Annotated in this window: 20 protein-coding genes and 1 tRNA gene; 9 read left to right on the top strand and 12 right to left on the bottom strand. The window is 55.3% G+C overall.

Annotated elements, in window-relative coordinates; genetic code table 11:
• Nucleotides 1–59: 59 nt before the first annotated feature.
• The 3 genes from PUV47_RS06945 (at nucleotide 60) to PUV47_RS06935 (ending at nucleotide 3,155) form a co-directional block, all read left to right on the top strand.
• Nucleotides 60–1,349 carry an ABC transporter substrate-binding protein gene (locus PUV47_RS06945; protein WP_274217788.1) on the top strand — a complete coding sequence of 430 codons (1,290 nt, stop codon included), beginning with the start codon at nucleotides 60–62 and terminating at the stop codon, nucleotides 1,347–1,349.
• A 73-nt stretch (nucleotides 1,350–1,422) separates the two neighbouring features.
• Nucleotides 1,423–2,301 carry a carbohydrate ABC transporter permease gene (locus PUV47_RS06940; RefSeq protein WP_274217787.1) on the top strand — a complete coding sequence of 293 codons (879 nt, stop codon included), beginning with the start codon at nucleotides 1,423–1,425 and terminating at the stop codon, nucleotides 2,299–2,301.
• Nucleotides 2,298–3,155, top strand: a complete 858-nt coding sequence (locus tag PUV47_RS06935) for a carbohydrate ABC transporter permease (RefSeq protein ID WP_274217786.1) — start codon at nucleotides 2,298–2,300, stop codon at nucleotides 3,153–3,155. The genes PUV47_RS06940 and PUV47_RS06935 overlap by 4 nt, the downstream gene beginning before the upstream one ends.
• A gap of 11 nt (nucleotides 3,156–3,166) precedes the next feature.
• Here the strand turns inward: PUV47_RS06935 and PUV47_RS06930 are convergent, their stop codons facing one another.
• Both PUV47_RS06930 and PUV47_RS06925 read right to left on the bottom strand, forming a co-directional pair.
• On the bottom strand, nucleotides 3,167–3,685 hold the full coding sequence (locus PUV47_RS06930; protein ID WP_274217785.1) for a hypothetical protein: 519 nt from the start codon (nucleotides 3,683–3,685) through the stop codon (nucleotides 3,167–3,169).
• 250 nt (nucleotides 3,686–3,935) lie between these two features.
• Nucleotides 3,936–5,939 carry a bifunctional metallophosphatase/5'-nucleotidase gene (locus tag PUV47_RS06925; RefSeq protein WP_274217784.1) on the bottom strand — a complete coding sequence of 668 codons (2,004 nt, stop codon included), beginning with the start codon at nucleotides 5,937–5,939 and terminating at the stop codon, nucleotides 3,936–3,938.
• Between the two features lie 343 nt (nucleotides 5,940–6,282).
• On the opposite strand from PUV47_RS06925, the gene PUV47_RS06920 reads away from it, so the two are divergent.
• From PUV47_RS06920 to PUV47_RS06895, 6 genes are all read left to right on the top strand, one after another.
• Nucleotides 6,283–6,359, top strand: a tRNA-Arg gene (locus PUV47_RS06920).
• 283 nt (nucleotides 6,360–6,642) lie between these two features.
• Nucleotides 6,643–7,269: a TetR/AcrR family transcriptional regulator gene (locus tag PUV47_RS06915; protein ID WP_274217783.1), complete on the top strand. Its 627-nt coding sequence runs from the start codon at nucleotides 6,643–6,645 to the stop codon at nucleotides 7,267–7,269.
• Nucleotide 7,270: 1 nt separating this feature from the next.
• Nucleotides 7,271–8,044, top strand: a complete 774-nt coding sequence (locus PUV47_RS06910; protein WP_274217782.1) for an enoyl-CoA hydratase/isomerase family protein — start codon at nucleotides 7,271–7,273, stop codon at nucleotides 8,042–8,044.
• Nucleotides 8,045–8,086: 42 nt separating this feature from the next.
• Nucleotides 8,087–9,616: an AMP-binding protein gene (locus PUV47_RS06905; RefSeq protein ID WP_274217781.1), complete on the top strand. Its 1,530-nt coding sequence runs from the start codon at nucleotides 8,087–8,089 to the stop codon at nucleotides 9,614–9,616.
• Nucleotides 9,616–9,999, top strand: coding sequence for a MaoC family dehydratase (locus PUV47_RS06900; protein WP_274217780.1), 384 nt, complete (start codon nucleotides 9,616–9,618; stop codon nucleotides 9,997–9,999). Before PUV47_RS06905 ends, PUV47_RS06900 begins: the two co-directional genes overlap by 1 nt.
• Complete coding sequence (locus PUV47_RS06895; RefSeq protein ID WP_274217779.1) at nucleotides 9,996–10,367, top strand: phosphate acetyltransferase; 372 nt, start codon at nucleotides 9,996–9,998, stop codon at nucleotides 10,365–10,367. Before PUV47_RS06900 ends, PUV47_RS06895 begins: the two co-directional genes overlap by 4 nt.
• 39 nt (nucleotides 10,368–10,406) lie before the next feature.
• On the opposite strand, the gene PUV47_RS06890 is transcribed toward PUV47_RS06895, so the two are convergent.
• The 10 genes from PUV47_RS06890 to fabV all read right to left on the bottom strand — a co-directional run bounded on the left by PUV47_RS06890 (nucleotide 10,407) and on the right by fabV (nucleotide 21,635).
• A complete protein-coding gene (locus PUV47_RS06890) occupies nucleotides 10,407–11,198 on the bottom strand; it encodes an alpha/beta fold hydrolase (protein WP_274217778.1) in 792 nt (263 codons plus the stop codon).
• A complete protein-coding gene (locus PUV47_RS06885) occupies nucleotides 11,195–12,256 on the bottom strand; it encodes a branched-chain amino acid ABC transporter permease (RefSeq protein ID WP_274217777.1) in 1,062 nt (353 codons plus the stop codon). Before PUV47_RS06885 ends, PUV47_RS06890 begins: the two co-directional genes overlap by 4 nt.
• Nucleotides 12,257–12,267: 11 nt before the next feature.
• A complete protein-coding gene (locus PUV47_RS06880; RefSeq protein ID WP_274217776.1) occupies nucleotides 12,268–13,296 on the bottom strand; it encodes a branched-chain amino acid ABC transporter permease in 1,029 nt (342 codons plus the stop codon).
• Entirely contained in the window at nucleotides 13,293–14,018 is a 726-nt protein-coding gene (locus PUV47_RS06875) for an ABC transporter ATP-binding protein (RefSeq protein ID WP_274217775.1), read from the bottom strand. Before PUV47_RS06875 ends, PUV47_RS06880 begins: the two co-directional genes overlap by 4 nt.
• Nucleotides 14,018–14,788, bottom strand: a complete 771-nt coding sequence (locus tag PUV47_RS06870; RefSeq protein WP_274217774.1) for an ABC transporter ATP-binding protein — start codon at nucleotides 14,786–14,788, stop codon at nucleotides 14,018–14,020. The genes PUV47_RS06875 and PUV47_RS06870 overlap by 1 nt, the downstream gene beginning before the upstream one ends.
• 132 nt (nucleotides 14,789–14,920) lie before the next feature.
• Complete coding sequence (locus tag PUV47_RS06865; protein WP_274217773.1) at nucleotides 14,921–16,117, bottom strand: substrate-binding domain-containing protein; 1,197 nt, start codon at nucleotides 16,115–16,117, stop codon at nucleotides 14,921–14,923.
• A 332-nt stretch (nucleotides 16,118–16,449) separates the two neighbouring features.
• Complete coding sequence (locus PUV47_RS06860; protein WP_274217772.1) at nucleotides 16,450–17,673, bottom strand: M10 family metallopeptidase; 1,224 nt, start codon at nucleotides 17,671–17,673, stop codon at nucleotides 16,450–16,452.
• Between the two features lie 411 nt (nucleotides 17,674–18,084).
• Nucleotides 18,085–19,020 carry an alpha/beta hydrolase gene (locus tag PUV47_RS06855; RefSeq protein WP_274217771.1) on the bottom strand — a complete coding sequence of 312 codons (936 nt, stop codon included), beginning with the start codon at nucleotides 19,018–19,020 and terminating at the stop codon, nucleotides 18,085–18,087.
• 12 nt (nucleotides 19,021–19,032) lie between these two features.
• Nucleotides 19,033–20,235: an MFS transporter gene (locus PUV47_RS06850; protein ID WP_274217770.1), complete on the bottom strand. Its 1,203-nt coding sequence runs from the start codon at nucleotides 20,233–20,235 to the stop codon at nucleotides 19,033–19,035.
• 197 nt (nucleotides 20,236–20,432) lie between these two features.
• A complete protein-coding gene (gene fabV, locus PUV47_RS06845) occupies nucleotides 20,433–21,635 on the bottom strand; it encodes an enoyl-ACP reductase FabV (RefSeq protein ID WP_274217769.1) in 1,203 nt (400 codons plus the stop codon).
• Between the last annotated feature and the right edge of the window lie 41 nt (nucleotides 21,636–21,676).

The raw sequence follows: 21,676 nt of genomic DNA, 5'->3' as shown, positions 1-21,676 counted from the left end.
CTGGCGGGAAGCGCACTGGAATGCCCCCGAACATAGAGGCAATTAAAGGATATACATCCATGAAATCCCTTTTCAAGTCCTTGACGATGGCGGCATCTGCCGCTGCCCTTTCCCTTGGTACGCTTGCAAGCGCACATGCTGTGGATCTGGAGTTCTATTTTCCGGTTGCAGTGGGTGGCAAGGCCGCACAAACCATTGAAGAGCTGACCAACTCCTACATGGAGCAGCACCCGGACGTGAAGATCGACGCGATTTACGCCGGCTCCTATCAGGACACCGTTTCCAAGGCCCTGACTGCGGCGCGCGGTGGCAACCCTCCTCAGCTTTCCGTGATCCTGTCCGTGGACATGTTCACCCTGATTGATGAAGACGTGATTGTTGCGTTTGACGAGATCGCCACTTCTGACGACGACAAGGCATGGCTGAACTCTTTCTACCCGGCTTTCATGGAGAACTCCCAGACGGGCGGCAAGACCTACGGCATTCCTTTCCAGCGCTCCACGCCAGTTCTTTACTGGAACAAGGAAGCCTTCAAGGAAGCAGGCCTTGACCCGGAAAAGGCACCAGCAAACTGGGAAGAAATGGTTTCTTTCGGCCAGAAGCTGGTTAAGAAAGACGACAACGGCAACGTAACCCAGTGGGGCGTGCGTATTCCTTCCTCTGGCTTCCCTTATTGGCTGTTCCAGGGTCTGACCACGCAGAACGGTGTCATTCTGGCAAACTCCGAAGGGAACAAGACCAACTTCGATGACCCGAAGGTTGTTGAAGCTCTTCAGTACCTCGTGGACCTTTCCACCAAGCACGAAGTGATGGCACCGGGCATCATCGAATGGGGCTCCACCCCGAAAGCTTTCTTTGAAGGCAACACTGCTATGATGTGGACCTCTACCGGCAACCTGACAAACGTGCGTGACAACGCGCCGTTCGACTTCGGTGTGGCCATGCTGCCTGCCAAGGAGCGCCGCGGCGCGCCGACCGGTGGCGGTAACTTCTACATCTTCAAGGATTCCACCGATGAGCAGAAGCGCGCTTCTGTCGATTTCGTGAAGTGGATCACCGCGCCTAAGCAGGCTGCCAAGTGGTCCATGGCAACCGGCTATGTTGCGCCTACGCCTGCTGCCTGGGAAACCGACGAGATGAAGGCTTATGTTGCCGACTTCCCACCTGCTCTGGTGGCCCGCGAGCAGCTGGAGTTTGCTGTGGCGGAACTGTCCACCTACCAGAACCAGCGCATCACCCGCATCTTCAATGACGCCCTGCATGCCGCAATCACCGGCACGAAGAGCGCCGAAGAGGCTCTGAAGGACGCGCAGGCCGAAGCCGACCGCATTCTCGCAGAATACCGCTGATGATCTGCGGAGCCGGTCACGTGCCGGCTCCGTTTCCCTGCCCCGAACACGCGCTCTTGCAAGGACACTGACCATGACCCAACGCCTGCAATGGATCTATGGCTGGCTGCTGCTTTTCCCTGCCATGGTGATGCTGATGGCGTTCACCCATGTTCCGGCGGTGACCACAGTCATAAACAGTTTCTTTTCAACACCGCGTGGGCGACGCGAGGCCAAGTTTGTAGGCCTTGCCAACTACGAGAACCTGATCAACGACCCCACCTTCTGGAAGGTGCTTACCAACAATTTGTGGTACGCGCTGGCGACCATTCCCGCTTCCATCTTCCTATCGCTTCTGATGGCCTTGTGGGTGAACGACAAACTAAAGGGCCGCAGTTTGGTGCGCATGTCCTTTTTCGCCCCGACCGTGCTGCCGCTGATTGCTGTCGCGAACATATGGCTGTTCTTCTACACGCCGGGTTTCGGGTTGATTGACCAGATCCGCATGGGCTTTTTCGGCTTGCCGGAAAACAGTTGGCTGGGTTCTCAGGAGACGGTGCTGATCTGCATGATGGTGGTGACGATCTGGAAAGAAGCCGGGTTCTTCATGATCTTCTATCTGGCCGCGCTGCAGACCATCCCACCGTCTTTACGGGAGGCCGCAGCCATTGAAGGGGCAAGCCGGAGCACGTTCTTCTGGCGGGTGACCTTCCCGCTGTTGATGCCGACCACGCTGTTTGTGTCTATCAACGCCGTCATCAACTCGTTCCGAATGGTGGACCATATCTTCACCATGACTGGTGGCGGTCCGGACAATGCCTCCTCTCTGCTGCTGTTTTACATCTACGAAGTGGCCTTCAAGTTCTGGGATACCGCCTATGCCGCCACCTTGACGGTGGTGCTTCTGGTGTTGTTGTCGCTGATCGCCCTCGGCCAGTTCTTCTTCATGGACCGCAAGGTGCACTACCGATGAGCCAGACCCTTTCTCACATCAATGCCGAACTCGCGGAAAAGCCGCGGTTTGACTATGACCGCCTGCTCAACACCGTCGGCGCATGGACGCTGGCCCTGTTGTGGGCGGCCCCGTTGCTCTATGCTATCTGGACGGCGTTTCACCCGGCAGCCTATGAAGCGAACTTTGAGCTGTTTGCACCAGTGACTCTGGAGAATTTTCAGGAAGCCTGGGCGGCTACCCCGTTTGCGCGCTACTTCTTCAACACCACGATTTTGGTGAGCATGATCCTGATTGGCCAGTTCGTGCTGTGCACGCTCGCGGCCTATGCCTTTGCCCGTTTCACCTTTCCCGGTTCCAACTTCCTGTTCGCGCTGGTGCTGTTGCAGCTTCTGGTGATGCCGGACATTCTGATCGTGGAGAATTACAAGACCATTCGCGATCTGAGGCTCGTGGATACCATTGCCGCCATTGGGCTGCCCTACATGGCGTCCGGGTTCGGCATTTTTCTGTTGCGCCAAACATTCAAGACCATTCCCATGGAGCTGGACGAAGCCGCGCGCGTTGAAGGCGCAAGCCCTCTTGGCGTTCTGTGGCGGGTGTACATCCCGCTCGCCAAACCGACCTATCTTGCCTATGGGCTCGTGTCCGTGAGCCACCACTGGAATAACTTCCTGTGGCCGTTGATCATTACGAATTCAGTGGAGACGCGCCCTGTGACGGTGGGGCTTTCGGTGTTTGCGGCAATTGATTCCGGAGTGGAATGGTCGGTTATCAACGCGGCTACGCTGATGACATCCGGCCCTTTGCTCATCGCGTTCTTGCTGTTTCAGCGGCAGTTCGTGCAGAGCTTCATGCGAGCGGGCATCAAGTAGCCCTCGCCGGATCAGCGTGCGAAAAGGGCAGCGGCTGTTGTGGTTTCGTCGTTTTGACGGCTGTTTTGCTGGCTCGCCCGCAGTTTGACAAGGGTGGCACTGCGGCGGAACTCGCTCAGTTCTGCCTCTGTCAGGATGGCGGAAAGGTCCATCATGATCTCGCGCTCAAGCTCTGCCATGCGCGGTGAAATCTGCACGCGCTGGATCATGTTTGTGGTTTCACCCAGTTCAGCACCGGCGTCCTGATAGATACGGCGGGCGTTCACGCGGGCTTCCTCAAGGATCATGTGCACCAGATTGCGCTTGTCATCCGGCAGGTCCAGCTGCTTCACCACGCTCTGGATTTCCTGCTTTTCACCCCAGATGAGCGGCACCTCTTTCGCCCCGGTCGAGGCAATGAGGCCTGCGGAAATAATCAGTGCTGTCAGCAGCTTCTTCATTACCATTTCGCGCGTCATCTTCCAGTTGTTGCAATCTGAGGAACCCAGCGCCCGCCAGAACAAGTAATGGTTGGCGTGCGGGGCGTACATCCCACATCCATGGTTAACAAAGGGTGGAGATAGAAACCAGCTGAACCGCCCGATTCCGCTGAGAGAGCGCTGCCTAACCCTCAAATGCGGCGGAATTTGTATCCCGTGCGTCGTCGCGCTGTCATATTTCTTGTGCGCATGTGAGGCCACCGGGGAAAGTGCAGGATGCGCAAGGTAAAGATTGAATCAAATTCGGGGCGACTCATCAAGCCGCCCCGTAAGCCTTCATCTCATGCAATGAGAGCGATGATCAGGCTGTAACACGCAGGCGCTCGTCGAGCAGTACACCGGTTTCAGGTGAGATGAACTTCATCTCCCGGATCGCCGCAATAATCTCGTTGCGGTAGACAAGACCCGTGTGATTGAAGGTCAGCTTGCGTACATCCATGCTTGGGATGTCACCCGCGACGCCGCCGCCAATCGGCTTGCCGTTCCAGCTTTCACCAAACCCACCCAGCGAGATGTAGGTGTTGAACGCCATTTTAAACTCCTGATCCAACACCTCTTCAATTGGCTTGCCCTGAAGGGTGATGTTGACCGCTTTCGCTTCAGCTGCGCTGTTGCCAAGCACGATCTGATAGCGAATGCCAGAGGAGAAATGCAGGAAGCCGCGGGAGACGAAGCCCGTCAGGTCGGTGCCCTCAACCTCTTCCGGACGCAGCAAACGCTTTGCATTGTTGTTCAGGAAGTCACGGATTTGTGCGCCGGTCATGGTGGCTACATGCACCGCATCTGCATATGGCATCACATCGAACCACTGACGGAATGTCAAAGGCCCCTTATGGATACCTGTAGAGAGGCCGGTCGCATTGAACAGAGCAAAATCAACCGCGCCACCAGGGAACGTGGAGGACTGCTTGATGAGCGTGTCGTTCATGAAGTTGGCCAACGCGCTTTCGCCTACATAGCGGTCCGCAATGGTGCGCTTCGTGTTGACCAAGGTGTCGTCGGAGACCGTTCCAATCACCTCTGCCAGCTTTTCATCGAGCTTGGCCACCATTGGCGCGATAACAGCATCCTCAAAGGCGACATCATAGTCTGCTGGCTGCTCATAGCTCGCAAAACTAGGGTCATCCGCCCCAACGCGCTGATCGCGCTTCTTGGTTGGGTGCAATGTGACAGAGTTGAACCAACCATCCTGTCCCTTGTGAGCGGCGACGGACATGGAGATGTCACCCAGATACTTGCCGTGGGCAAGCGCCTGTGTGAGCAACAGGCCATTGACCATGTTGCCCTGATCCAGCCCCTCTTCGTTCAACAGGGTGTGGGAGTGACCGCCAACGAGAACCGCAGGCTTCTTGATCATCGGACCAACGGCCTCTGCGATGGCAAAATCTCCATCACCGATGGTGCGGGCAGTGGCTGCTTTACCACTTGCGTGTTGGCCCTTGCCATAGCCGCAGTGGCTAAGGATGACCACAACATCTGAGACCGCTTCTACGGCCGGATAAAGGTTCTTGATGGCATCCACCGGGCTTGCAACGGCCAGGTTCGGATCGCTTGGCTGACCGACGCGGGTGTCAATGGCTGTGGTGAGGCCGATGAAGCCGATGCGCAGGCCCTTCACTTCGGCCACGGCTGCTGGTGCGTAGTGCTCGTTCGGCTTCATGTGGTCAGAGCCATACACATTCGCTGAAAGAACGGGGAATGTGCAGTCGTTTTCCAGGCCGATGCGGAGCTGTTCTGCACCACGGTCGAACTCGTGGTTACCGAGAACGGAAATGTCCAATCCGGCCTCTGAATAAGCGCGATAACCGGCATCCACCACAAACTCATCCGGTGCCCAGCCCATCAGCTCGTCAAAAATGGATCCGGTGTGATCGTCACCGGCGGACAGGAACAACACGATCTCGTTTTCCTGTGCATTCGCCTTAGCTTCTTTCACCATTTTAACGATCTGGGAGAAACGGTGCGTATCGCCGCGCTTGCCATGAAACTCGGTGAGGTGGTTGTGCATGTCATTGAAATGCAGCAGGCGCAGCACACGCTGCTCGCCCTCTTTCAAGGCCGCTTCCGGCACCTGCTCACCATTTTCAGAGACAATCGCGGAGATCGGACCGCCCAGTGCATCCCCCTTCAAAAGGAAGAGGCGATCGAAAGCACCTTTGGGATTGTGGGGCGCTGGAACCATGGCCAACTCGCCGGCCTTGGGCGTTGCATTCGCTCGAATAACGAAAGAAGGCATGATTGCCGCCCCCAACGCCAGACTACTGGAGGTTGCAAGAAAGCTGCGTCTCGTGATCTTGGTGGTCATAAGTAAACTCCCCTTGTTGAAGGGAAGGCCTTACGGTGCGGCCACGACACTTGAATGAACTTAATGCAACAATTGCGTGAACATGATTGATGTGCTCTCAATAAGTGTACGCTCAGCGCTGGAGCTTGTCACGGCTCAAAACCGATCTGCGCCCCCCGCGCCAAACGACCACTTCATGCCATGCAGGTCGCTTGGCAGCAGAAAGGCGCACATAATGCGGGAGCCCCCGTCCAAGAACGCGTATCCACATTGTGGCGAACTATTGCAACTGGGGCGTTGCTCTGTCGCTGCAGATCGGTTAAAGACGAGAACGCTTCCGGCACAACTTGTGCCGTGACATCAAGCACCCGTAGCTCAGTTGGATAGAGCGCTGCCCTCCGAAGGCAGAGGCCATAGGTTCGAATCCTATCGGGTGCGCCATTTTCCCTGCCAAACATCGTGACCCCAAAATAATGAGCTTGCTTTGAGAGCGGTGCCTCTCAGCCAGGCGTTGGACGAGATTTGTTCTGAGCAAACCTCTGCTGGCTGTCACTTGCGCATCATTGCAGCCGCGGCATTCTAACCTCTCCAGATCTGAAAACATCAACGAACCTGTCAGGCCCTACCCAAACTGATTAGGCGGCTGAGGCGATAGCGCTTGCTTTTGCGGCGCCAAACATGAATAGTGATTCATGTTTCAACATTGTCAAACCGGAGAGTGAGCTTGCCGCGATCCCAAAACGCCACCGCAGGGCGGGCAAAAGCGCCGACCAAGCCAAAAACAGCCCGCGGTGAAGCAACAAAAAAAGCAATCCTGACCGCAGCAGAACGCGTGATAGGCGCGCAAGGCTACAACGAGGCTTCCATTGGCGACATCACGCGAGAAGCGGGCGTGGGCCAAGGCACGTTTTACATCTACTTCAAAAGCAAAGAGGAAGTGTTTCACGAGCTGGTGATTGAAATGGGCCGACTCGTGCGCCGGGAGCTTTCCTCTGTGGCACGGGATGCAACAGACCGGCTGGCCGCAGAAAAGGCTGGCTTGAAGGCGTTTTTGGAGTTTGTGCGCGCTCACCCGGATCTCTACCGCGTTGTGCAGGAGGCCATGTTTGTGGCCCCGGACGCTTACAAAGCCTATTACGACACTTTTGCCGATGGCTATCGGGAGGGACTCGTTGCTGCGGCTGAAGCTGGGCAGGTGAGCCCGGGAGATGCGCATACGCGCGCCTGGGCTCTCATGGGGATGGCTCGAGCACTCGGAGAGCGGGCCGTGATCTGGGGAGACGAGACCCCTGTCGATGACATCGTTGAGACCACCCACGATCTGATCGTCAACGGACTGAGGCCTTCCTGACATGACTGAACTCGTCAAGCTGACCCTTCATGATGACTGGGCTGAAATTCGCCTCAACCGCCCAGAGCGCCATAATGCTCTGGTGCCCGAGGTGCTTGACGATCTTCACAGGGCCATTGAGGCGGCTAAAGCGGCTGCGCCGCGGGCGTTGGTGCTGACCGGGGAAGGCCGAAGCTTCTCGACTGGTGGCGACGTAGGCGCGTTTCTGGAGGCTGCGAGCGACCCGGAACAGCTACGGGCTTACTCGGAACGGGTTGTGGGCGGCCTGCATGATGCACTCATGAAGCTGCTGGCATTCCCGGCCCCGGTGATCGCGCGGGTAAATGGCCCCGTGACCGGAGGCTCGGTGGGATTTGTTCTGGCTAGCGACATGGTGATCATGAGCCAGCGCGCCTTCGTCCAACCCTACTACGGTGTGGTGGGCTTTGGCCCAGATGGCGGCTGGACGGCACTTCTACCGGAAAAGATTAGAACGGCCAGAGCGCTGGAGGTGCAGTACCTCAACACTCGGCTCAGCGCTGAGGAATGCGTTTCACTGGGATTGGCGAGCCGCGTGGTTGAAACAGAGGAGCTGGACACGGGCATTCAAGAATGGCTTGGCGGCATTCGGGAGATGAACGCCAGTACACTCGCCGCGACACGGGCAAACGTCTGGGATGCGCCGCGCCGCGCCCAAGTGAAGGCTCGGCTGGATCAGGAAAAGGCGCGTTTTCTGGAGCGCATATCCGCGCCAGACACCCGAGAAGGAATGCAGCGCTTCACCAACAGGCACTAAGTTTCAAGAGGATCAGACTCACAAACATGCGGGGAGGGCATGATGGAATGGGTTACAGATATGGCGGCAAAGCGCGCAGGGCTTTCGCCGCACGCATTGGCGTTTATTGATTTGGAGAGCGGGCAGGAGTTCACCTTTGCCGCCCTCAATGAGCAGGCAGAACGCATCGCTGCAGGCCTTGCGCACATGGGTTTACAAACCGGGGACCGGGTTGCCATTTTGTGCCTCAACCATGTTGAGTTCTTTTCCATTCTGTTTGCAGCACAGAAGACCGGCCTCATTCTCGTACCGCTGAACTGGCGTCAACCCGTAGCCGAGCTGGAGCCGATCCTGAAATTGTCAGAGGCGACGCTGCTGATCCACGATGACGCTTTTTCTGAGGCGGCGCATGACCTGAAAGCACGCGTCGATCTGCCTCTGTGCAATCTGGAGGGAGACGGCGAACACGACTTGAGCGCAATGATGGCCGCCGCCCCTGCAAATTCGCCAGAGGCTCGCCCCATTGCGAGCAATGCGCCTTGGTACCTGCTCTACACCTCTGGCACCACAGGCAACCCGAAGGCTGTGATCCAAACGGCGGGGATGGCCTGGGCCAATGCCGTCAACTATGGTCAGGCCGTCGACCTTACCAGCACCGATACCAGTGTGAACTTCTTGCCGCTGTTTCATACGGCTGGCATCAACCTGTTGACCCTGCCCCTGTTTCTGGCTGGGGGCTGCTCCACGGTGCTGCGCAAGTTTGATGCAGATGCGGTAATTAATCTCTTGGCCGGAGGTAAAGTCAGCGCTTTCTTCGGCGTGCCTGCGATTTACCAAGCGCTTTCGCTGCATCCGCGCATTGATGACGTGGACTTCACCAAGCTCAACTCTTTGGGCTGTGGCGGCGCGCCCATCCCGGCGCACCTCCTGACAGAGTTCATGGAACGGGGCGCAACTATTTGCAATGGCATGGGCATGACCGAGACCGGACCAACCGTGTTCTTGATGGACAAAGCCAGCGCGCCACTCAAGGTCGGGTCTGTGGGCAAGGCGCAAATGCTGACGGATGTGCGTCTTGAGGGTGTCGACGGCCGCATTGTTGAAGGTGCCGGGACTGGCGAACTCCAGCTACGGGGGCCGGGAATTACGCCCGGATACATGGGAAATGCGCAGGCGACTGCAGCAACCTTTACGCCAGACGGATGGCTAAAATCCGGCGATATCGCCCAGCGCGACGAAGATGGCTACTACTATATCATTGATCGCATCAAGGACATGTACATCTCCGGTGGCGAGAACGTCTACCCCGCGGAAGTAGAGAAGGTTCTGACCACGCATCCAGCCATTTTGGAAGCCGTGGTGATTGGTGTCGCGGACGCCAAGTGGGGCGAAGTGGGGGCTGCTTTCCTGATTGAGCGCCCAGGCGCTGACCTGAACACCGCTGACATGACCGGGTGGTGCCGTGAACGATTAGCCGCCTACAAAGTGCCAAAGAGCTTTCAAGTGGTCGATGAAATGCCACGCACAGCTGCAGGCAAAGTGCGCAAGAATATCTTGAAAAACACGTTTACCAATGAAGCGGAGGAGGTCTGATGAGCGTCCTGAACCAGAGCATTCAAGAACGCTGGGTTCCAACGCAGCAAGACTTTGATGATTTTGCCGAACTGTCAGGTGATGACAATCCAATTCATGTTGACCCGGAGTTTTCCGCGCGGACACGGTTTGGACGCACCGTGTCACATGGCATGTTGCTCTACACACGCCTGTTTGGCCTGCTTAAAAGAGAGTGGCCGGACTTCGAACACGCATTTCAGGCTCTTGTGTTTCCCAATCCGACCTATGCGGGCGAAGAAGTGATTTTCAGCCTCACGTCATCGGAAGAAGATCCGAACAAGATCGTTCTGGAGGCGAAACGAGGGACAGACAACAAGCCTGTTTTGACGGGAGAGTGCTTACTCTCAGGAGGCGCGGCATGAAACTGGAACTTGGCGCATTTGCTGAGATCACGCGTAGCTTCAGCTCACAAGACATGTCCAACTTTGCCCGTCAGGCAGGCACTGTACCGGGTCACTACAGCACCGTGCCGGGGCCCCTGATTGGGGCGCTGTTTTCTTACCTTCTGGGAGTCAAGTTGCCCGGACGTGGCACCAACTATCTCAAGCAGGATTTGAACTTCCTGCAGGATGCTCCTCTCGACGAACCGCTGACTGCCCGCGTGACGGTGACGCGGCTGCGGCCCGAAAAACACCTGGTGGATCTGGCAACTGTATGCACCACTCAGACCGGTACGCTCGTCTGCGAAGGACGCGCTCTGGTCTACGTGGAAGACGTGGGCAAAGAGTGATCCAATGAGACAAAGAGGCCCGGCTCTTTGCCGGGCTTTTCACGAGGCCAGAAGGGCTCCAAGCACTTGTGAGAAGCGCTCGGGGTCTTCCAGATGGGGACTGTGGCCCGCTGCTTCAAACAGATTGAGTTCCACTCCGGGAACATGGTCCAGATACCAATTGCGCGTTCCAGCGCCATAAAGGGCGCTTTGTCCCCCAAACACCAAATGAAGCGGCTTTCCTAAAGCTGTGACGAGCGAACGAAAGTCCTGCGTAGTGAGCGACGCCCACATGGGCTTTAATAACTCTGGGTTGGCGCGGCGGATTTCTTCTTCTGCATGCATGAGCTTGCCCGGATCACAGGGCGCGCCAGTGGCGAACATGCGCTGCGCGATTTTGGGAACCAGCCCCGCCCAGCTCGGGACCAGCGTTGCCAGCAAGTGGTGATTACGGGCTTCGTCCAGCCCGCCCAATGAGCCGAACGGCCACTCCGGATCGTTTAGAACCTTCGGCGCCATATCAACTGCCACAAACTGTCGGATCCGATTGGTGCCGTGCCGCTGCGCCAAGGCAAAGGCCACATGGGCCCCCATGGACCAACCGCACAGAGTGACATCCCTTAGATTTCGGCGCTCCAACTCGGCAAACACGGCGTCTGCCGCGGCCTCAATGGTGAGCTCTGCGGCATTGAGGTTTTGGCCATGGCCCGGAAGATCAGGCACCAGAACATGTGCCCTGCCGCGATGCGCCCTCACCTGCTCCTCAAAGAAACCACCATGGCACGCCCAGCCGTGGAGAAGGACCAGGGGTGAACCACTGCCCTCCTCCCGCCAATACAGTTTGGAAGTCATGATTTCATTTCTCTAAGCCGACCAACAATGCCGCTTGGAAAGAAATAGACCGACAGAATGAAGAGCACCCCAAGCCACAAGAGCCAACGTTCCGGCTCCACCAGATGAGAGATGAACGGCACAAAACTGGTGGCGTCAGCTGCCACGCCCATCAGGTTTTGCAGATAGGTTTGCGCCAGAATGAAGATGGTTGCGCCCAATATGGCGCCGTACATGGTTCCCATGCCGCCGATCACCACCATCAGAAGGATATCAATCATGATCTCCATGGAAAGAGTGGTGGCCGGGCCCGTGTAGCGCAGCCAGATGGCAAGCAGAGACCCGGCCAAAGCTGCCATGACCGCGGAAAGGACCGTTGCCGTGGTGCGATACCATATAACGCGATAGCCGATAGCCTCTGCCCGAAACGCGTTGTCGCGCACAGCCTGCAACGTGCGGCCAAAGGGCGAGTTCACGATGCGGAGCATGACGATGAACAGGATCGCGGAGGAAAAGAAGACCAGATAGTAGTTCAGCAGCTTGCCATTGATGCGCACGCCGAAAACCTTGTCCGGCAAAAGTTTGAAGGCAGGTGTGAGTTCTCGCGGAATACGGTAATTGAGGCCATCCTCACCACCTGTGAGCCAAGAGGCTTGAGAAACGGCAATGGCAAAGGCGCTGGCCACAGCCAGCGTTACCATGGCGAAGAAGATTGCCTTTACCCGCAGGGAGAAAAGACCAATCGCCAGCGCGAAGGCGGCAGCGATGACCACACCTGCACCTGTGCCCCAGAGGATCGACAGGAACGTTGGCCCGGTAGCTGACAACGCGAGGGCCGTTCCATAGGCTCCAATGCCAAAGAACATGGTGTGGGCGAACGACACGATACCCGCATAGCCCAGCAGCAGATCGTAGCTGGCCACCAGAACAATGAAGATGCAGATGCGCGCCGCCGTTTCCAGTGATTTGGTGCCCGGAAACAGAAAGGGTGCCAACGCCAGCGAAATGACAACCGCAAGCAGAACAAGGCTCAACACTTTGCTGCGAGGATTGTCACCTGAGAGGAGAGTTTTCAGCATTTGTCTGTGCCTCACTTTGCCTTGACGACGGGGTAAAGCCCCTGAGGACGCCACATCAGGATGATGACCATGAGCGCAATGGTGGATACGAGAGCCACCTTTGGTGCGAGGAACGCCGTGTAGTTAGACAGCAAACCAACCAGTAGCGCGCCGATGAAACAGCCCTCTACGGAGCCAAGGCCGCCAATGATGACCACGATGAACACCAGCACCATGATTTCCGAGCCCATGTGGGCGGTGATGGTTTCCTGATAGAGCCCCCACATGACGCCGCCGAGCCCGGCCAGCGCTGAGCCAACCATGAAGACGATGAGGAACAAGCGGCGAATGCGATATCCCAAGGCTTCGACCATCTCGCCGTTCTCAACACCGGCGCGAACCAAGAGGCCAATCTTGGTAGACTTCAAGACGTGGCGCATGGCCAGAAACAAGGCAACGCCGATGCCGACCGCAACGAGACGATACTTTTCAATAGCTGCCTCACCAATAACGATGGAGCCGCGCAGGCTTTCTGGCCGTGCCACGTGAATTTCATCGGGCCCCCAGAACACATGAATGAGCTGCTGGGCCACGATAAGCCCGCCCATGGTCACAAGGATTTGCTTCAGGTGCTGGCCGTAAACCGGCATGACGATCACCCGCTCAAACGCATAGCCCATGAGCCCAGTGGCCACCATCGAAACCAGAATGGCGAGGAAAACGGCGGCAAGGTTTAAGAACACACTGCTGGAAGCCGTCCAGCCACCAAGCCAAATGAGAATGGAGAAGCCAACAAACGCGCCTACGGAGATAAACGCTCCATGGCCGAAATTGATCACGTCCATGAGGCCGAAGACGACGGTCAGGCCCGATGCCATGATGAAGATCATCAACCCCATGGCCAAACCGGCCACAGTGAGGGTGAGCCAGGCGGCGGGATCGCCAATGGCAACGAACCCCAGTACCGCCAGAACGGGTACAAGTGCAATTGGAAGCGCAGTGGTGATGCGCTCAAGAACAGGCGCTTTTTCAATGCGCGGCTTGATTGTTGTGTCGCTCATTGGTGGGCCTCCAGGCTCAATCCCATAAGTCGTTCCTGCATCCGAGCGTCACCAGCAAGTTCGGCCATTTCGCCCGCATGAACGATGTGTCCGTCATCCATGACTGAAACGGTGTCTCCAACAGCTGAGGCCATGGAGAAATTCTGTTCCACCAAGAGGATTGTGGTGTCCGTTTCCTTCAACTCCAGAAGTGCGTCACTCATGGCTTTGATAATGGCCGGCGCCAGACCCTTCGTCGGCTCATCAATCAAGATCAGCTTGCGCGGCTCAATGATGGCGCGAGCAACCGACAGCATCTGCTTTTGGCCACCAGACAGGGTTCCGGCCGAGGACTCCCAGAAGGTGCGGATTGGCGGAAACAATGTCTTGATCCACTCAAGGCGATCGGGATCCAGCGGTCCGCGTGCTGCTGCAAGGGTCATGTTTTCCGCCACCGTCAGATCTGTGAAGATGCCCATGTCTTCCGGCACAAAGGCAATGCCTGCGCGTGAGATCTCTGGGGTTGGCAGTTTGGTAATGTCCTGCCCTTCAAACAGAATCGTGCCCTCGCTGGCCTGCCAAAGGCCCATGATGGTGCGAAGTGTGGTGGTCTTTCCGGCTCCGTTACGACCTAAAAGAACGGAAACGCCCCCCTTGGGAACAACAAGGTCCACGCCCTGAAGAATGTGATAGGGGCCAATATGAGTGTGAACACCAGAGAGGGTGAGAAGAGGCTCTTTCATCACGCGGCCTCCGGAACTTTGCCAAGATAGGCCTCTTGCACCACGGGCAAGGCAATCACCTCCGCAGGGTCGCCATCAGCAACAAGGGCCCCGTTGTGCAAGACGATGATGCGATCTGCCAGCGACCGGATCACGTCCATCTTGTGCTCCACAAGCAGGATGGTGCGGTCAATGTCCTGCTTGAGGGACTTGATCAGATCCAGAATGATCGGCACCTCATCAACACTCATACCTGCAGTCGGCTCATCAAACATAAGCACTTGCGGCCCCAAGGCGATCATGAGCGCCACTTCCAGCTTTCGCTGGTCCCCATGCGGCAATGCCGAGACAATCTGCTCGCCGGAATCGATCAGATTGACTTCCGCCAGCACGTGCTCCGCACGCTCTATGAGTTCAATGTGACTTTCGGCAACGGAAAACATGTCAAAACCCAATCCGGCCTTGGCCTGTGCCACCAGACGCACGTTTTCTCGCACGGACAGGGAGGGAAACAGGTTGGTGAGCTGGAAGGCGCGGCCAATGCCACGATCCGTCCGCTCTGGAACGGACGCACGGGTGATATCAGCGCCGTTCAGGATGACTTGCCCCGCGGATGCCTTCAGCTGGCCGGAGATGAGATTGAAATATGTGGTCTTCCCTGCGCCATTCGGCCCGACAATTGCTGTAAGCGTGCCACGCTTGAACGCACAGCTCACGTGATCTACCGCGACATGCCCACCAAAGCGAATGGTCAGATCCCGCGTTTCAAGTATTGGATGTTCTTCAGTCATGTTGCAGTTCCCGCCCCGACAAGATGCACTTCACCCGACAATCCGGCGGCCGACCGCTGGAAAGCGCAGGAAACGATGGAGGTGCAAGGCGATGCACGTTGTGAGACGCCCTGCTCCTCCTTTGTTGGCTGGTTAGTTGCGGATTGGAATGTTCATGTCCTCAATGGACAGCTCGCGCACCAACTCCGGAATGCCCCACTCCACATCCGGATCAACCTTGATCTTGAAGTGGTACATGGCCTGCAGAGCCTGATGGTCTTCCGGACGGAAAAGCATCTTGCCCTTGGGGGTGTCGAATTCCATACCTTCCATGGCTGCGATCAGCTCTTCGGTGTCGGTGGACCCTGCCTTTCGGATGGCCTCAACAATCGCAAGACCTGCCGTCATACCGCCCGCAGTGAAAAAATCCGGCGGCGCGTTGAAACGTTTCTGGTGTTCGGAGACCAGCCACTCGTTCACCGGGTTCTGAGGGATGTCATGGTAGTAGTAGGTGGCGCCTTCCATACCCGGCAAAGCCTTGTAGGCTTTCATGGCTGCAAGGATGTTGCCCCCCGTGGCAATTTCAATGCCAAAACGGCCCGGCTCCATGGCCTGCACCTTGCTGATCAGATTGCCCCCACCAGCCCAAATGACAAACAGGAACTTGCGGCCTGGCTCATCTTTCAAGGCGTCGAAAATGCGCTGTGCGCTCGCGGTGAAATCCTTGGTGTCGGTTGGGGCGTATTCTTCGAACACCAGTTTGGCACCGGTGCCTGCCAGCGCTTCCTTGAAGGCTGCCACCCCATCGCGGCCGAATGCATAGTCCTGCGCCAGCGTTGCAATGGAGACGTTCTCGGCACCAAGCGCGACAGCATTTGCAACGGCATCTTGAGATGAATTGCGACCGGTGCGGAAGACGTAGCGGTTCCAGTTGGAGCCGGTGATGCTGTCTGCAACCGCAGGCTCGACGATGAGGATCTTCTCATATTCTTCCGCTACCGGAAGCATTGCCAGCGCCACACCGGAAGATACGGGACCGACGGCGATATCGACCTCATCGTCTCCGTAGGCTTCGGCCAGAACAGCTTTGCCAATGTCTGGCTTCAACTGCGTGTCTTTTTCAATGACGACGATTTCGCGGCCATTGATTTCCATGGTGCCTTCAGTGGCATATTCCAGCCCCATCATCAGGCCAACATGCGACTGTTTGGCGTAGGCCTCGTAAGGACCTGTCTTACCATAGACATGTGCGATTTTGATTGGATCTGCTTGCGCCGAGAATGCGCCTGCAGAAACGGCTAAAACTCCAGCCAGCGCAGAAGCCGCCAGCTGTCTCAGTAGAGACGCCATTTCGATTTTCCTCCCCAATAGATCAGTCGGAAAACCAGCGCCATACCTCCCCTGATGCAGCTGCCGTAGTTTTACCGACCTCGACTATATGAAACCTGAATCAGTGTTCATGTCAATCACTCGCATTACTTTAAGGGAATTATGAAAGGTGAGGCCCCACCAAGGAAGGACCGAAACTCACGAAAAGGCAAGGATTCTCGGCACTCAGTTGGCTCGGGCTTCTTTCGTCTAAGATGCGCGTGCCAGCCAACATAAAGCCGCTCCCATTGTTGGGAGCGGCGGATCTGCCCCATGCCGAAGGTAAAGGCCAGGCTTTTCAGTGCTGCAACGCGTCAAGCAAACGCGAAGTCGCTTTGATCCAGTTGGGCAATGCTCACATTCTCAAGGGTGATGGTTGAATTGCCCCAAGAAATGCTGGTGTCAAAACCTGAACTGAGAAACTCCAGGAGGTCAAAGCTGGCCGTTGAGAAGGACGAACCATCGTCAATCAGAATGGTATCGATACCGTCTTCAAAGTCGACGATTGTATCGCGATCGCCGAAGCCTTGCGTGGTCGCATCGAAAACGAAGACATCAGCCCCAGCGCCACCAGTCAGGGTGTCGTTGCCGCCACCACCTTCAAGGGTGTTGTCTAATGCGTTGCCGATGATCACGTCATCGCCATTGCCACCCACGGCTGCTTCAATTTCTGTGCCACGGGCAATCATCATGTTACCGGTGTGACCCCGAACACTCGAGATGGCCTCTTCATTCAAGTTGATGACTTGATCTTGAGAAACACTGCTGAAATTGAAGGTGTCGTAGCCGCCATCGTCCAAAACGGTGAACGTGACGGCTTCGTCGATGCGCGTAATGTAGGCAAGCGCATCTCCAGAGTCTGCACCATCGCCGTAAACAGTATCGCCAGTCCGGGTGGTACCCGTTGTGCCGTAGAGGTTCTGAATGGCGATGATGTCTGCGACTTGAGGTGTGAGAGCATACGCAAACGTGGCATCAATTGACGTGTTCTCGGTCTGGCTGAAATAGGACATGATCGAGGCTTGCCAACTGTCGTTGGTATAGTCGTTGTCGATGCCATAGTCTGCGCTGCCATTGTAGTTTCCGGCATGGCCCAAGCCCAACGCATGACCGATTTCATGGACATAGGTCTGGAACGAATAGTTGTTCAGATCATAACCATCTCGAGAGATCCACGAAGTCGACACGTTCACATAAGAGGCTGTAATCGTGTTGCCCGAAAGGTCTGAGTAGGCATAGGCACCCCTGTCATTGTCGTCAAAGGTGATATCCGCCGTGCCACGGGTTTGAACAAACTCAATACCCGTAACATCTGACCAGAGCTGGAGCGCATAATACGCATAAAACGCGCCTTTGTTCGTAAGACCCGAGAGGTTCACCGTCAGGACGCCATCTGAACCGACATCAAACGAACGGGTTGGGCGACCATTGGCTTGCCAATAGCCCGTGGTCAGTTGGTCTGCGATCTGGTCGTTGGTGAATGTTGGCGTGCTCGCAAGACTTGCCGCTTCATCACCTTGAAATGCTGTTGTGCTCATCTTTTTGTCCGTTTTCCCTTGGAAGGAGTATTGGGAAACCTGAAGAAACAGCCCTTTTCCGATGAGAAAATGAAATAATTCTCTCAGAGACCACCCCTTCAGGACGTATTATTACGTACCTAACCATGCGTAATTTTCAATTATTTAATCGTGATGATTTTCGAAATTTCATCAGTATTTGTTGTATAATGAAGTTTTCTATTTATTTAACGATTTAACTATTCAATTAATGTGATGACTTCATATGTTATGACTTATGAATCGAGCTCTTTATCAATAATCAATACTCAATAAAGTCAGAATTTTTAATCCAAAAAAACACAGGAAAATACCCAGCTCTCGGGAAAACTGATGCTCAAACGCAAACGGGGCCCCAAAAGGGCCCCGCAGCGCATCGAGTCTGAACGGTTCTTAGCTGTTTAAGAACTCATTCATGCGGGAGTAGACCAACTGGCACTCTTCCTTGACCAAATCTTCCAAATTCAGGAAGGTATGGGTCATATCGTTGAAGTAGAGATGCTCTGCGCGCACGCCTGCTTCCTTCACCTTCTCATAATAGAGCTTGCCTTCATCACGCAGTGGGCAGAACTCCGCCGTGACCACAAATGTCTCAGGCAGGTGGCGAGTGAAGTCTTTGAACAGGGTGGACGCGGCTTTACGGCATTCGCCTTTCTTGAAGTAGTTGTCGAAGTACCATGCACATTTTGCGGTGTGCAGCAGATAGCCAACAGCGTTTTCGGTGTAGGACGGTGTATCCATGGTGTAGTCGACGCATGGATAGACCAGGAGCTGCTTCTTGATGGTTACGTTGACATCGAACTGCGCCAGATGCGCAACCGCAGTTGCCAGTGCGCCGCCAGCGGAGTCGCCGCCGATGGACAGCTCGCGCTTGTACTTCATGCCACGACGGTCAAGCGCATCCCAAACGCCGCGCAGTGTTGCATAGGAATCTTCGACACCTGCTGGATACGGATGCTCAGGGGCAAGGCGATACTCTGGTGCGACCACGATGTGTTTCGTTGCCAGAGCCATCTTGCGATAGAGCGGGTCATACACCGTGACACTGCCCGCCATATGGCCGCCGCCGTGGTAGTACACCAGAACAGGAAGCTCTTCTTCTGGAGCCGGGTTAAAAATGCGAACCGGTACGTTGTAGCCTTCCGCATAAATCAGATCGTCCTGTATCAGCGCGACCTTTGGAATGTCCGTGACATGTGTCTTGGTCATGTTTGCCAGTGCTTCACGAGCATTGATTGCGTTCGGCTTGAAGCCATTCGCAATAAGCTCCGCAATGGTCTTGTTGAACTGATCAAGAAATGGAACGAGCTTTGGACTTACTTGACGCATTGGGGCCCCCTTTTATGCTTTTGCAGGTGCAACAGAGTGAAGTTTCTTTTTACCGGTTTCCGGCAGGAAGAACGTTGAGATGAACAGGGTGGCGGAACATGCCACCGCAAAGGTCGCTGCAATCGAGATGTTGCCAGTCTGATCAGCCATGACGCCCGCTGCATACATCAGAGCGGTTTCGATGATGTAGGAAATTGACCAGAACATTGCAAAGATGATGGTGATGCGACCTGGGTTCATGCCCGGCAGCTCCTGAGGCAACGTAACGAGACAAGTCATCGGCACGAACAGGAAGAAGCCAGCGAGAAAGGCGGATGCTGTCGCTACCATCGGACTTGAAGTGGTGATCATAAGCGCGGCAAAGCCGGTCATGGCAAGACCACACCAACGCATGATGGGCAGACGCAACGGGTAGCGCTTGGCAACAACAATGCCCACTACGGTACCAACCATACCGGCACCAATCATGATGGATGCCAAATACTGGGAGGACACAGCAAAGGTTGGGATCATTGGAAACAGCGCGAAGACGGAAATGTAGCAGAACAGCAATCCGGAATAGGCAAATGGCAACAGCCAGTTTACCGGATCTTTGACGCCATCCTTAAAGGTGTATGCCTTCTCCACTTCGCCAACGGCATTCTTTGGTCCGGAAAGCTCAAAGTCTTCTGAAATGAACCACCAGATGACGAGAAGAACGAAACTTACGACGGATATACCGAGGATCACGTTCTGCCAGCTACCAAGCTGGGACACGAGCGAACCCGTGAGCAGCAAGGCGAACAGGTTACCTGCGTTGAACGCGGCCGCGTTGAGGCCGTTGACGATGGGGCGCTCTTCCGGCGTGAAGTAATTGACGACGATTGGGTTGAAGTAAACGATCACAAAGGCACCGCCAAAGCCCATCACGAGACGTGAAAAGACATAGAGCGGATAGTTGGAGGCGAAGGCACCAGCAGCGCCAGCGACAACCAATAGTGATGCAAAGGCAAAAGCCTTTTTGGGACCGAGTTTGACCAGGAACCATGCAGCAATCAGGTTACCAATGATTTTTGCGATGGTGATGGCGTTTGTCATCCAGGTTGCGGCAGCAACACCCTCAACCTGATAGAAGGACATGATGTCTTTCGTCATCATGTTACCGGCGACCCATGACATGGCAAAGAGCGCATAAGTCATGAAGATCACGAATTCAATTACGTGCTTGCGGATCATTTTTGGGAACCTCCCTAGTCCCTTCTCTTGAATTAAGACTAGGCAAAACATATCCCGTTTTTTTAAGAAGCATTTTCCCGATTTCAGGAAGGTATATTGCTTTATATGAAATAATATAGTGATATATGTACAAATACATAAAATAAAAATGGCCCAGACTCTGATCCGGGCCATCAGGTATACGTAACGTAAGATAATTACGGCATTTTTATACTTAAGTCATCGACATAAACTTCTTTTTCGTAATCTACACCATCTAAGCCAAAACCATTGAGTGCAAGGAAATCCTTTTTATAGCCCTCGTAGTCAGAAATACTCTGGAAGTTGTTCTGATCAAGCTCTTTGAGAATGACTTGCACTTTCTCTTGCACATCGTCTCGCAACTCCCAATCGTCGATACGTATCAGGCGCTGCTCGTCCACCGGGACCAACTCTTCGCCGTTGTAAAGCCGATCAGCAAACAAGCGCTGCATTTGCTCAATGCAACCTTCGTGCAGCCCCAGCTCCTTCATTACCTTGAACAGAGCGAGGATGTATGGCGAAAAGGCCGGAATGAACACACTTGCCTTTGTCACCAGGGCCTTACACACGGCAACATGGGCTTGGCCACCAATCTCCTTAAGCTTGGCATCAAGCACATCTGCCGTTCCATGAAGATGAACCTTGGCGCGACCAAGAGTCCCTTCATGATAGATTTTATGGGTTATTTCGGAACCGATATAAGAGTAGGCAACGGTCTGACACCCGTGTGCCAACACTCCTTCGCCAGATAAGAACTCAATCCACTCCGCCCAATCTTCGCCGCCCATAACACGAACGGTATCCGCCACTTCCTGTTCAGTTGCAGCTTCAAGCACACCTTCCTGAAGCCGATCCTCTTCAAGATTGACGGTATAGCCCGTAAGCGGCTCCCCGATTGTCTTGAGAGACGAGCGGATTCTTTCACCGGTCTTCGGATCAGGTCGGATGCCTGTGGCGAGCGAATACACCACCAAGTCGACAGAGCCACCAAACTCGGTCTTGATGTAATCCACCACACCTTGACGCATGGCAGGCGAGAAAGCGTCGCCAATGAAGTTCTTGGCTATCAACCCTTCCTTTTCTGCGGCCTCGCGGAAATAGATGGAGTTGTACCAGCCAGCGGTCCCTAAGCCTGTTTCGGAAGGGCCACGCTCAAACGCGACACCAATCGTGTCCGCCCTTGCGCCACCAAAGGCGAGAGAAATGCGAGAAGCGAGACCAAAACCAGAGGAGGAGCCCAGTACAAGGACCTTCTTTGGCCCCTCCTTGATTTGTTTGGATTTTCGAACTTGGGCGATTTGGTCTTCGACTGCTTTTTGGCAGCCAATGGGATGACAGGTCTTAGCCACCTGCCCTTTGATGACTGGTTCGATTTTCATGGTGTGCTCTTCTGGGAACTTTGTGCGAGTGAAATTTGATT

Source organism: Pseudovibrio exalbescens, from assembly GCF_028737195.1.
In the GTDB taxonomy this organism is placed as follows: Bacteria; Pseudomonadota; Alphaproteobacteria; order Rhizobiales; family Stappiaceae; genus Pseudovibrio; species Pseudovibrio zosterae.
Note: the sequence above shows the minus strand (reverse complement) of the source record. Positions and strands in the feature narration are given on the sequence as shown.

Excerpts from the sequence above, each read along its gene's own strand:
- PUV47_RS06945 (WP_274217788.1), top strand. The coding sequence starts at position 60 with ATGAAATCCCTTTTCAAGTCCTTGACGATGGCGGCATCTGCCGCTGCC.
- PUV47_RS06940 (WP_274217787.1), top strand. The coding sequence starts at position 1,423 with ATGACCCAACGCCTGCAATGGATCTATGGCTGGCTGCTGCTTTTCCCT.
- PUV47_RS06935 (WP_274217786.1), top strand. The coding sequence starts at position 2,298 with ATGAGCCAGACCCTTTCTCACATCAATGCCGAACTCGCGGAAAAGCCG.
- PUV47_RS06930 (WP_274217785.1), bottom strand. The coding sequence starts at position 3,685 with ATGTACGCCCCGCACGCCAACCATTACTTGTTCTGGCGGGCGCTGGGT.
- PUV47_RS06925 (WP_274217784.1), bottom strand. The coding sequence starts at position 5,939 with ATGACCACCAAGATCACGAGACGCAGCTTTCTTGCAACCTCCAGTAGT.
- PUV47_RS06910 (WP_274217782.1), top strand. The coding sequence starts at position 7,271 with ATGACTGAACTCGTCAAGCTGACCCTTCATGATGACTGGGCTGAAATT.
- PUV47_RS06905 (WP_274217781.1), top strand. The coding sequence starts at position 8,087 with ATGGAATGGGTTACAGATATGGCGGCAAAGCGCGCAGGGCTTTCGCCG.
- PUV47_RS06900 (WP_274217780.1), top strand. The coding sequence starts at position 9,616 with ATGAGCGTCCTGAACCAGAGCATTCAAGAACGCTGGGTTCCAACGCAG.
- PUV47_RS06895 (WP_274217779.1), top strand. The coding sequence starts at position 9,996 with ATGAAACTGGAACTTGGCGCATTTGCTGAGATCACGCGTAGCTTCAGC.
- PUV47_RS06890 (WP_274217778.1), bottom strand. The coding sequence starts at position 11,198 with ATGACTTCCAAACTGTATTGGCGGGAGGAGGGCAGTGGTTCACCCCTG.
- PUV47_RS06885 (WP_274217777.1), bottom strand. The coding sequence starts at position 12,256 with ATGCTGAAAACTCTCCTCTCAGGTGACAATCCTCGCAGCAAAGTGTTG.
- PUV47_RS06880 (WP_274217776.1), bottom strand. The coding sequence starts at position 13,296 with ATGAGCGACACAACAATCAAGCCGCGCATTGAAAAAGCGCCTGTTCTT.
- PUV47_RS06875 (WP_274217775.1), bottom strand. The coding sequence starts at position 14,018 with ATGAAAGAGCCTCTTCTCACCCTCTCTGGTGTTCACACTCATATTGGC.
- PUV47_RS06870 (WP_274217774.1), bottom strand. The coding sequence starts at position 14,788 with ATGACTGAAGAACATCCAATACTTGAAACGCGGGATCTGACCATTCGC.
- PUV47_RS06865 (WP_274217773.1), bottom strand. The coding sequence starts at position 16,117 with ATGGCGTCTCTACTGAGACAGCTGGCGGCTTCTGCGCTGGCTGGAGTT.
- PUV47_RS06860 (WP_274217772.1), bottom strand. The coding sequence starts at position 17,673 with ATGAGCACAACAGCATTTCAAGGTGATGAAGCGGCAAGTCTTGCGAGC.
- PUV47_RS06855 (WP_274217771.1), bottom strand. The coding sequence starts at position 19,020 with ATGCGTCAAGTAAGTCCAAAGCTCGTTCCATTTCTTGATCAGTTCAAC.
- PUV47_RS06850 (WP_274217770.1), bottom strand. The coding sequence starts at position 20,235 with ATGATCCGCAAGCACGTAATTGAATTCGTGATCTTCATGACTTATGCG.
- fabV (WP_274217769.1), bottom strand. The coding sequence starts at position 21,635 with ATGAAAATCGAACCAGTCATCAAAGGGCAGGTGGCTAAGACCTGTCAT.